We start from the raw sequence: 8,868 nt of genomic DNA on the forward strand, positions 1-8,868 counted from the left end.
CTGCTGGCCACCGCGGCGCTGGCACTCAGCCAGGTCAATCGCGTGATCGGGGCGATCCGCGGGTCCGACTCCGAGCCGCCCACCTCGCTGAACGCCACGCTGGAGTTCGACGTGCACGCCGGGTCGATTGTGGTGCGGCAGTGGTGGAAACATCCACTGTGTTCCTGCTGACTGCGCCCGTTGTCTGATTGATGGAGAAAGCACAGGCTCGTCGTGGATGATGGTTGACGTGGCAGACATCAAACGTGGGGGCGCCGCGCGCAACGCGAAGCTGGCCGGACTCGCGGGCGGCATAGCGGGTCGCACGGCACTCGGGTTCGGCAAGCGGTTGGCCGGCAAGTCGCAGGACGACATCAATGCCGAGCTGATGGAGAAGGCGGCCAAGCAGCTCTTCACCGTGCTGGGCGAGCTCAAGGGCGGCGCGATGAAGGTCGGTCAGGCGCTCTCGGTGATGGAAGCCGCGATCCCCGAGGAGTTCGGCGAGCCCTACCGCGAAGCGCTGACCAAGCTGCAAAAGGACGCGCCGCCGCTGCCCGCCGACAAGGTGCACCGGGTGCTCGACGCCCAGCTGGGCACCAAATGGCGTCAACGATTCACCGAGTTCAACGACACCGCGGTGGCTTCGGCCAGCATCGGCCAGGTGCACAAGGGCGTGTGGGCCGACGGCCGCGAGGTCGCCGTCAAGATCCAGTACCCCGGCGCCGACGAGGCGCTGCGTGCCGACCTGAAGACGCTGCGCCGCATGATCGGCGTCGTCAAACAGCTCGCACCGGGCGTGGATGTCGAAGGTGTCGTCGACGAGCTGATCGAACGCACCGAAATGGAGCTCGACTACCGGCTGGAAGCCGAACATCAACGCGCGTTCGCCAAGGCCTACGACGGCGACCCTGACTACGTGGTCCCACGTGTGGTGGCCAGCGCTCCCAAAGTCGTTATCCAAGAGTGGATCGACGGTATTCCGATGTCGGACATCATCCGCAACGGCACCGTCGAACAGCGTGACCTGCTGGGAACTCGGCTGGCCGCGTTCATCTTCGACTCGCCCCGCCGGATCGAGATGATCCACGGTGACGCTCACCCGGGCAACTTCATGCTGATGCCTGACGGGAAGATGGGCGTGATCGACTTCGGTGCTGTGGCACCGCTGCCCGGTGGATTCCCGGTTGAGCTCGGTGCGACGATCCGTTACGCCCGCGACAAGAACTACGACCTGGTGCTGCCGACGATGGAGAGGGCCGGTTTCATCCAGGAGGGCGAGCAGGTGTCGGTGCGCGACATCGACGAGATGCTGCGCCAATACGTCGAACCGGTTGAGGTCGAGGTCTTCCACTACACGCGAAAGTGGTTGCAGCGGATGACTTACCGCCAGCTGAACCAGGGTGTAGCCCAGATCAAGACGGCGCGGCAGATGAATTTGCCGCCCAAGCTGGCAATCCCCATGCGGGTGCTCGCCTCGTCGATGGCGATCCTGTGTCAGCTGGATGCGCACGTGCCGACCCAGAGGCTGTCAGAGGATCTGGTGCCCGGGTTCGCCGAGCCCGACGCCGCAGCTGTCTAAAAACACACTGCTCCAACGTCTTTCGGCGTCTAAGCAGCGATCGAGCCCTTTCGCGGGCGTCCACGTGGCCGTTTGCGACTCACGACGCAACCACGCTCGAGGATCTCGCCGCCCCACACTCCCCACGGCTCGCCGCGTTCCAGCGCCTCGGCCAGGCACACGCGTCGAATCGGGCAGTCAGCGCACAATGCCTTGGCGCGCTCCAGCTCCGACGGGTTGTCAGCGAACCACAGGTCGGGGTCGCTGACATGACAGGGCAACTCCGGCAGCTGCTCGTCGGGGACTGTCGGTGTCGACATGTCCTGTTCACCTGCTTCCTGGTCTGGCGGCGATGTGGCGGGAATCCGGACCAGTGGCGGGTTGTCGAACCAAAAAATTTGGCCACGGATCCTGGTGACTTCGGGTCCGTGGCCATTTGGCGATATTGCGGGCTGACTACCTGGGTAGGGCCCCAATCCACGGACGCTCGGTCGCGGCGGCGGCAATGCGCTTGTGCGACGCCGCCTGTACGGCGGCATGGGCAGCATGGCGGGAGCCGGCGCCGGCCGGGTGTACACCGAAGGCGTTCGTGTTGATCATCGTGGCTCCCCCCTCTCGTCTAGCAGCTGCCGCTGAGCGTAGTAATCGCGGTTTGAGGCTAGATCGTACCAGCTTGGCACGGCAAGCGATTTTCTGACCTGCAGTTTTAGCGGCAGCTTCAGCTCCGGCTGCGGACCAGCTCCAGCACGTCCGGGCCGAACTGCTCGAGCTTGCGAGCGCCGATGCCGGGGATGGCGACCAGCGCGGCGTCGTCGGTGGGCAGCAGTTCGGCGATCGCGATCAAGGTGTTGTCGGTGAACACCACATAGGCCGGGACGTTCATCTCCTTGGCGGTACGCAGCCGCCAGTCCTTCAGCTGCAGCAGTAGCTCGTCGTCGATGTCGGCGGCGCACGTCTCGCAGCGGCGAAGCATGATCGCCGCAGGAGTGGTGAGCTGGTTGTTGCAAATCCGGCAGCGCGATGCCGGTCCGCTCTTGCGCCGCGGCCGGTTCGGCGTGGGGTCGCCTTGAGTCTGCGGCGACAGCCCGTTGAGGAAACGGGACGACTTACGACTCTGACGTCCGCCCGGGTTCCGGGACAGCGCCCAGCTGAGCGCCAAATGCATTCGGGCCCTGGTGATTCCGACATAGAGCAGTCGGCGCTCCTCTTCGACCGCCTCGCTGTCGGGCCCGTGGGCCAACGCATGCGAGATCGGTAGCGTGCCATCGGTCAATCCGACCAGGAAGACCGCGTCCCACTCGAGTCCCTTGGCGGCGTGCAACGAGGCCAGGGTGACGCCCTGCACCACCGGTGGGTGACGTGAGTCGGCGCGGGTCCGCAACTCGACGATCAACTCGGGCAGGTCCAGCGCCGGCCGATGGGCCACTTCTTCGTCGACGAGTTCGGCCAGCGCTGCCAACGCTTCCCAGCGCTCCCTGGCCCGGGTTCCGGTCGGTGGTTCGGCCGTCAGACCCAGCGGCTCGAGCAGCCCGCGCACCTTCTCGGGCAGCGCGACGTCGTCGTCCGCGCCCTGGTTGGCCGCCCGCTGCAACGCCAGCAGTGCCTGCCGAATCTCCTGGCGGCTGAAAAATCCTTCACCGCCGCGCACCTGGTAGGCGATGGCGGCCTCGGTCAACGCCTCTTCGTAGACCTCGGACTGCGCGTTGATCCGATACAGCACCGCGATCTCCGAGGGCGGTGTGCCGGCCTCGACCAGGTTTTTGATCGATTTCGCCACCGCGGCGGCCTCGGCCACCTCGTCCGAATACTCGCGAAACGTCGGCTCCAGACCGGGATCCCGCTGGCCGACCAGATGCAACTTGCTGCCGGCCACCCGTCCCCGCGCGGCGGCGATCACCCGGTTGGCCAGCGACACCACCTGCGGCGTCGACCGGTAGTCCCGTTCCAGGCGCACCACGGTGGCGTCCGGAAATCGCCGCGAGAAGTCGAGCAGGTAGCGCGGCGAGGCCCCGGTGAACGAGTAGATGGTCTGGTTCGCATCGCCGACGACGGTCAGGTCGTCTCGGTCGCCCAGCCATGCCGACAGCACCCGCTGCTGCAGTGGCGTGACGTCCTGGTACTCGTCGACGACGAAGCAGCGGTAGCGGTCCCGGAACTCCTCGGCGACCGCGGCGTCGTCCTCGATCGCGGCCGCGGTGTGCAGCAGCAGATCGTCGAAGTCGAGCAGGGCAACTCCATCGCGGCGGGCCTTCAGCGACTCGTACGCCGCGTACACCGCAGCGACCTTGGCGGCATCGAGCGGAACGTCGCGGGCCGCGGCCGCCACCGCGTCGGGATACTGCTCGGGTGAGATCAGCGAGGCTTTGGCCCACTCGATCTCGCCGGCCACGTCGCGGACGTCGTCGGTGCTCAGCTTCAGGCCGGCGCCGGTGGCCCCGCGCGCGACGACCGCGAATTTGGTGTCCAACAGCTGCCAACCCGTGTCGCCGATCACCCGCGGCCAGAAATACCGCAGCTGCCGGTGCGCGGCGGCGTGAAACGTCATCGCCTGCACGGCGCCGACTCCGGTTTCCGCGTTAGCCCCCAAAGCCCGCAACCGCGCCCGCATTTCGCCGGCCGCGCGCTGGGTGAAGGTCACCGCCAATACCTGGCCCGCGGCTACGTGTCCGGTCGCGACGAGCTGGGCGATGCGGTGGGTGATCGTGCGGGTCTTACCGGTGCCCGCCCCAGCGAGCACACAGACCGGCCCACGGGGAGCCAGCACCGCCTCGCGCTGCTCGTCATCGAGGTCGGCAACCAAAGAATCCGCGATTACCGGCATGGCGTCCATCTTGGCAGTGATCGCCGACAAACGGCTGGCGCGGCATACCAGCGACGCCATCTATGTTTGTACGACTATGAGCAACGCCCCCATCACCATGTACAGCACCCAGTGGTGCGGTTACTGCCACCGGCTCAAGACGGTGCTGAAGTCCGCCGGCATCGCGTATGACGAGGTCGACATCGAGCAGGATCCCGCCGCGGCGGACTTCGTCGGCTCGGTCAACGGCGGCAACCACGTCGTACCGACGCTGAAGTTCGCCGACGGGTCAACACTGACAAACCCGGGCGCCAAGGAGATCAAGGCGAAGCTGGCCCAGCTCGCCGGCTAGGGCCGATCAGCCGGCTTCGGCCCACGATTCGACGATCACCCGTGCGATCGACACCGATCCGGGCAGCAGCAGCCTGGATTCCGAATCGGTGCTCCAGTCGCCGATGGCCAGTGCGGCGCGAATCTCGTCGCGGGTAAACCATTCCGCCTCGGCGATCTCCCCGTCATTGAAGGCGAATGGCTCGCCCGGATCGGCGACCGCGTGGAAACCGATCATCAGCGATCGCGGGAACGGCCACGGTTGGCTGCCCAGATAGCGGATGTCGCTGACGGTCAGCCCGATTTCCTCGCGGATCTCCCGCGCGACACAGGTTTCGAACGACTCCCCTGCTTCGACGAAACCGGCCAGCAGTGAGAACATCCGGTCCGGCCAGACCGTTTGACGGGCCAGCACCGCGCGGTCGCCGCCGTCGTGCACCAGACAGATGACCGCGGGATCGATCCGCGGGAATTCCTCGTGACCGGTGACCGGATTGACCCGGGCCCAGCCCGCCCTGATCGGTTTGGTCGGCGAGCCGTCCACCGAACTGAATCGGGAGCTGGCATGCCAATTCAGTAGTGCCGCTGCCGCCGACACCAACTGCGCACCCACATCGTCGAAAAGCTGTCCGCCCCGGCGCAAATCGGCCACCTCGGCATTGACGTCGGGATCCTCGGGCGATTCCAGCGGACCGCGGACCGCCCACACATGCCGGCCGTCCTCGATGCGACCCAGGAAGACCGCGTCCGACGGGGGTTTGTCGGCAAGGGTTTTCGCCTTACCGAGCAACACTCGGCCGTCGGCGACCATCACCTGATTGCGCGAGTCCAGCCGCAGCAGCGCTGCGTCCGCCCAACCGGCAATCGCCGCATCGATGTCGGTGCGCACTTGGTCGGCCCGGTCAGCACCGATGCGCGATAGCAGCGGCACGGCTTTCAACTGGAAATCCACGATGCGCCTTACTTCCCGGTGTTGCGGACGTAGAGCAGCCGGTCGCCGGCCTCGATGGCATCGGCCTCTGGTGCGTCGACGCGAATCAGGTGGCCGTCGCGAACCACACCCAGCACGAGGTCGGGCAGGTGCCGCGGCGAGCCGCCCAGCTCCGTCGTCTCGACCTCGCGTTCGGCGATGGCGAATCCATGCGCCGGTGTCAACAGGTCGTCGATCATCTCGACGACGCTGGGTGTTGTGGTGGCCACGCCGAGCAGCCGGCCGGCGGTTTCGGAGGAGACGACCACCGAGTCCGCCCCGGATTGCTTGAGCAGGTGCTGGTTTTCGGCCTCGCGAATCGACGCCACGATCTTGGCTTGCGGGGCCACTTCCCGGGCGGTGAGGGTGACCAGCGTTGCGGTGTCGTCGCGACCGGTGGCCACGATGATCGCCGACGCGTGCTGGGCGGAGGCCAGCCGCAATACGTCGGATCGGGTGGCGTCACCGTGCACGGTGACCAGGTCGGCGGCCACCGCGTGGTCCAGCGCGGTCTGGTCGGTGTCGACCACGACGATGTCCTTGGGGGCCGCCTCGTCGCCGCACATGGCGGCGACCGCGGTTTTGCCCTTGGTGCCATAGCCGATGACGACGGTGTGGTTGCGCACTCTGCTCCTCCAACGCTGAATCTTCCAGGCCTGCCGGGACCGCTCGGTGAGCACCTGAAGGGTTGTGCCGACCAACACCACCAGGAACAGGATCCGCAGTGGCGTGATGATCACGACGTTCGTCAGGCGGGCGAATTCGGAGTACGGGGTGAGGTCGCCGTAGCCGACCGTGGTCAGGGAGATCGTCGCGAAGTACGCGCAGTCGATGAACGACAGCGGCACACCCCGCACATCGGTATATCCGGCCCGGCCGAGGTAGACGGTGACGATCGCCGCCACCAGGGCGAGCAGCGCGATCGCGACTCGTCGCCAGATAGCCCGGACCGGACTGACTTGTGCCATTGGGACGCGGACGACGCCAACCAGCGCGTAGCCGGGTTGAGTGGTCAGCGTCTCGTCGAGATCGCGCTGACGGCTAACTTTGACCACAGTTCATCGGCTCGACCCAGCGCACGACACAATGTAACCATGACCGCCACCACATACGGACCTCAGCGCGACGCCAGTCAGACTCTCGCATACCGAATCGCCGCGCTGTTGCTGGGCGTCGGCACTCTCCACTTCGTGGCCCCCAAACCGTTTGACGGCATCATCCCCGTCGAACTGCCCGGCAGCCCTCGGTTCTACACGTATGCGTCCGGCGTCGCCGAGGTGCTCATCGGCGCCCTGCTGCTGCCCTTACGCACCCGACGGTTGGCCGCATTGGCGGCTGCCGCGCTGTTCGTCGCGGTCTTCCCGGGCAATGTGAACATGTGCCGGCTGTGGTGGGGCAAGCCGTGGCCGATGCGCATCGTTGCCCTGGCGCGGTTGCCGTTGCAGATTCCGATGGTCATCACGGCCCTCAAGGTCGCCCGCAACGCCTAGCGGGCCAGCAGCTCGGCCAACTCGTCGGCATGCGGCAGCGCGTCCGGAAACACGGTCAGCCCGGGCCGGACATAGTGAAAAGCTGTGCGCACCAACGACTCCTGACAGCCGCTGAGCGCAGCCCAGGCGAGCCGGTATACCCCCAGCTGAATTGCGGCGTGCCGCGCGGCCGCTGCGCCGTGCGGCGGCTCACCGGTCTTCCAGTCCACCACGGTCGCGCCACCGTCGGGCTCGGGGAACACCGCGTCGATGCGGCCTCGCACCACGGTGTCGCCGATGGCCATCTCGAAGGGCACCTCGACCGCCACCGGCGTACGCGCGCCCCACGGCGAGGCGAGGAAGGCATCCTGCAACGCGGCCAGCTCTTCGGCGTCGCGCTGCGCGATGTCGGAGTCGGCGGCACCGGGTAGGTCCGCGAGGTCGAACAGCCGCTCGGCGCCGTAGAAACGCTCGACCCAGTCGTGAAACGCATTGCCCAGCAACGCATGCGGATCAGGTCGCGACGGTAGCCGACGCATCAGCCGCTGCGCGGCGTGTTCGGGGTCCCGGGCCAATTCCACCAGGCTGCTGACCGATAGTCCGCTGGGTAGCGTTGGCGTCGGCGGTTTCGTCGCACGGGCACGCTCGTTGAGCAGCGCGTCGACATCGGCCGTCCAGTCTTCCGCATCGGCGTCGGCCGTCGCGGTCGCGTCCGTCGACATCGCAGCGACGACGAGTTCGGCTCCGCGCTGCACGTCGGCGCGGCGGTCGGCCAGCGGGTCGACGGGCCAGACCGCTTCGTGAACGCTGTCGCGCAACGGGTTTCGGTCGCCGTCAGCCGGTGCGGACGCCCAGTGCTCAACCTCGCCGCAGGGCTGGCCGGCCGCGGACGACTGGTCGATGGTGTCCTTGAGCTCGCACAGAAAATCCGACGGGCCGCGCGGCTTGATGCCAGTAGCCCCCCAGTGGTGGCCGGACAACAGCAAGGTGTCCTCCGACCGGGTGATGGCCACGTACAGCAGCCTGCGCTCTTCGTCCAGACGACGCTGCTCCAGCCGGCGACGATGTTCGGAGATCTTGTCCGACAACTGCTTTCGATTCGTCACGTCGGAGGTGTCCAGAACCGGTACGCCGTGCAGGCCGGTGGTAGACCGGTCGCCGCGCAGCAGCGGCGGAAGGTCAGCGGCATCGGTGAGCCAGGTACGGGCCTGTGTGGTCGACGGGAACAGCCCGCCCGACAGGTGGGGCACCGCGACCACCTGCCACTCCAAACCCTTTGCAGCGTGCACGGTAAGCACCTGCACCCGGTTGTGGACGACGACGGATTGGGCTGGTGCCAAGCCGTTTTCGACGACCGCCGCCGCATCCAGGTAGGCCAGCAGCCCCACGACCGGGGCCAGCGAATCGGTCGCGACGCGGGCCCGCTCGGCGTAACCGGCGACCACGTCGGCGAAGGCATCGAGCTGCTCGGTACCGGTCCATCCGGTGCCGGGCAGCGCGGCCCGCACCTCGCAGTCGACGCCCAGCAGCCGTCGGACCTCGGCGACCAGGTCGGGCAGCGGATGGCCGAGGTGACTGCGCAGCACACTCAGCTCGTCGGCCAACGCGACGATGCGGCGATACCCCTCGGCCGAATAGCTCTCGGCCGGGCCAGGATCGGCGAGTGCGTCGGCCAGGCCCGCGGTATCCGCCTGCGGGCCGGCTGCCTCGGCGATCTGCTCGGCCGCGTCGGCCCCGCGCGACGGCTGTCCACCGTCGAGGG

General features: G+C 67.3%; 8 protein-coding genes and 2 pseudogenes. 4 read left to right on the plus strand and 6 right to left on the minus strand.

The features are described 5' to 3' along the window. Nucleotides 1-171, plus strand: a pseudogene (locus tag WAO18_RS00715) (cyclodehydratase); the annotation flags it as partial. Between the two features lie 42 nt (nt 172-213). After that, nucleotides 214-1,558: pseudogene (locus WAO18_RS00720) on the plus strand (ABC1 kinase family protein). Between the two features lie 29 nt (nt 1,559-1,587). Here WAO18_RS00720 and WAO18_RS00725 read toward each other — a convergent pair. From WAO18_RS00725 to WAO18_RS00735, 3 genes are all read right to left on the minus strand, one after another. After that, nucleotides 1,588-1,857 (minus strand): WhiB family transcriptional regulator, encoded by a 270-nt coding sequence (locus WAO18_RS00725; RefSeq protein WP_422203049.1) that lies wholly within the window; start codon nt 1,855-1,857, stop codon nt 1,588-1,590. A 136-nt stretch (nt 1,858-1,993) separates the two neighbouring features. Then, on the minus strand, nt 1,994-2,137 hold the full coding sequence (locus WAO18_RS00730) for a hypothetical protein (RefSeq protein WP_422203051.1): 144 nt from the start codon (nt 2,135-2,137) through the stop codon (nt 1,994-1,996). 118 nt (nt 2,138-2,255) lie between these two features. Next, the gene (locus tag WAO18_RS00735) at nt 2,256-4,358 is read right to left on the minus strand and encodes an ATP-dependent DNA helicase UvrD2 (RefSeq protein ID WP_422203053.1); all 2,103 of its coding nucleotides are present in this window, start codon (nt 4,356-4,358) and stop codon (nt 2,256-2,258) included. Nucleotides 4,359-4,434: 76 nt separating this feature from the next. Here WAO18_RS00735 and WAO18_RS00740 point away from each other — a divergent pair, with 76 nt between their 5' ends. Continuing rightward, entirely contained in the window at nt 4,435-4,689 is a 255-nt protein-coding gene (locus WAO18_RS00740; protein ID WP_422203060.1) for a mycoredoxin, read from the plus strand. A 6-nt stretch (nt 4,690-4,695) separates the two neighbouring features. On the opposite strand, the gene nudC is transcribed toward WAO18_RS00740, so the two are convergent. Then, nucleotides 4,696-5,622: an NAD(+) diphosphatase gene (gene nudC / locus WAO18_RS00745; protein ID WP_422203061.1), complete on the minus strand. Its 927-nt coding sequence runs from the start codon at nt 5,620-5,622 to the stop codon at nt 4,696-4,698. Nucleotides 5,623-5,627: 5 nt separating this feature from the next. Further along, on the minus strand, nt 5,628-6,692 hold the full coding sequence (locus WAO18_RS00750) for a potassium channel family protein (RefSeq protein ID WP_422203055.1): 1,065 nt from the start codon (nt 6,690-6,692) through the stop codon (nt 5,628-5,630). 39 nt (nt 6,693-6,731) lie between these two features. On the opposite strand from WAO18_RS00750, the gene WAO18_RS00755 reads away from it, so the two are divergent. Next, nucleotides 6,732-7,127 (plus strand): hypothetical protein, encoded by a 396-nt coding sequence (locus WAO18_RS00755; protein WP_422203057.1) that lies wholly within the window; start codon nt 6,732-6,734, stop codon nt 7,125-7,127. On the opposite strand, the gene WAO18_RS00760 is transcribed toward WAO18_RS00755, so the two are convergent. Next, nucleotides 7,124-8,868 (minus strand): 3'-5' exonuclease (locus WAO18_RS00760; protein ID WP_422203059.1); only part of this gene is annotated, 1,745 nt, incomplete at its 5' end. The two genes, WAO18_RS00755 and WAO18_RS00760, sit on opposite strands and share 4 nt — an antisense overlap.

The sequence above is a fragment of the Mycobacterium sp. genome, from assembly GCF_049278535.1.
Classification (GTDB): Bacteria; Actinomycetota; Actinomycetes; order Mycobacteriales; family Mycobacteriaceae; genus Mycobacterium.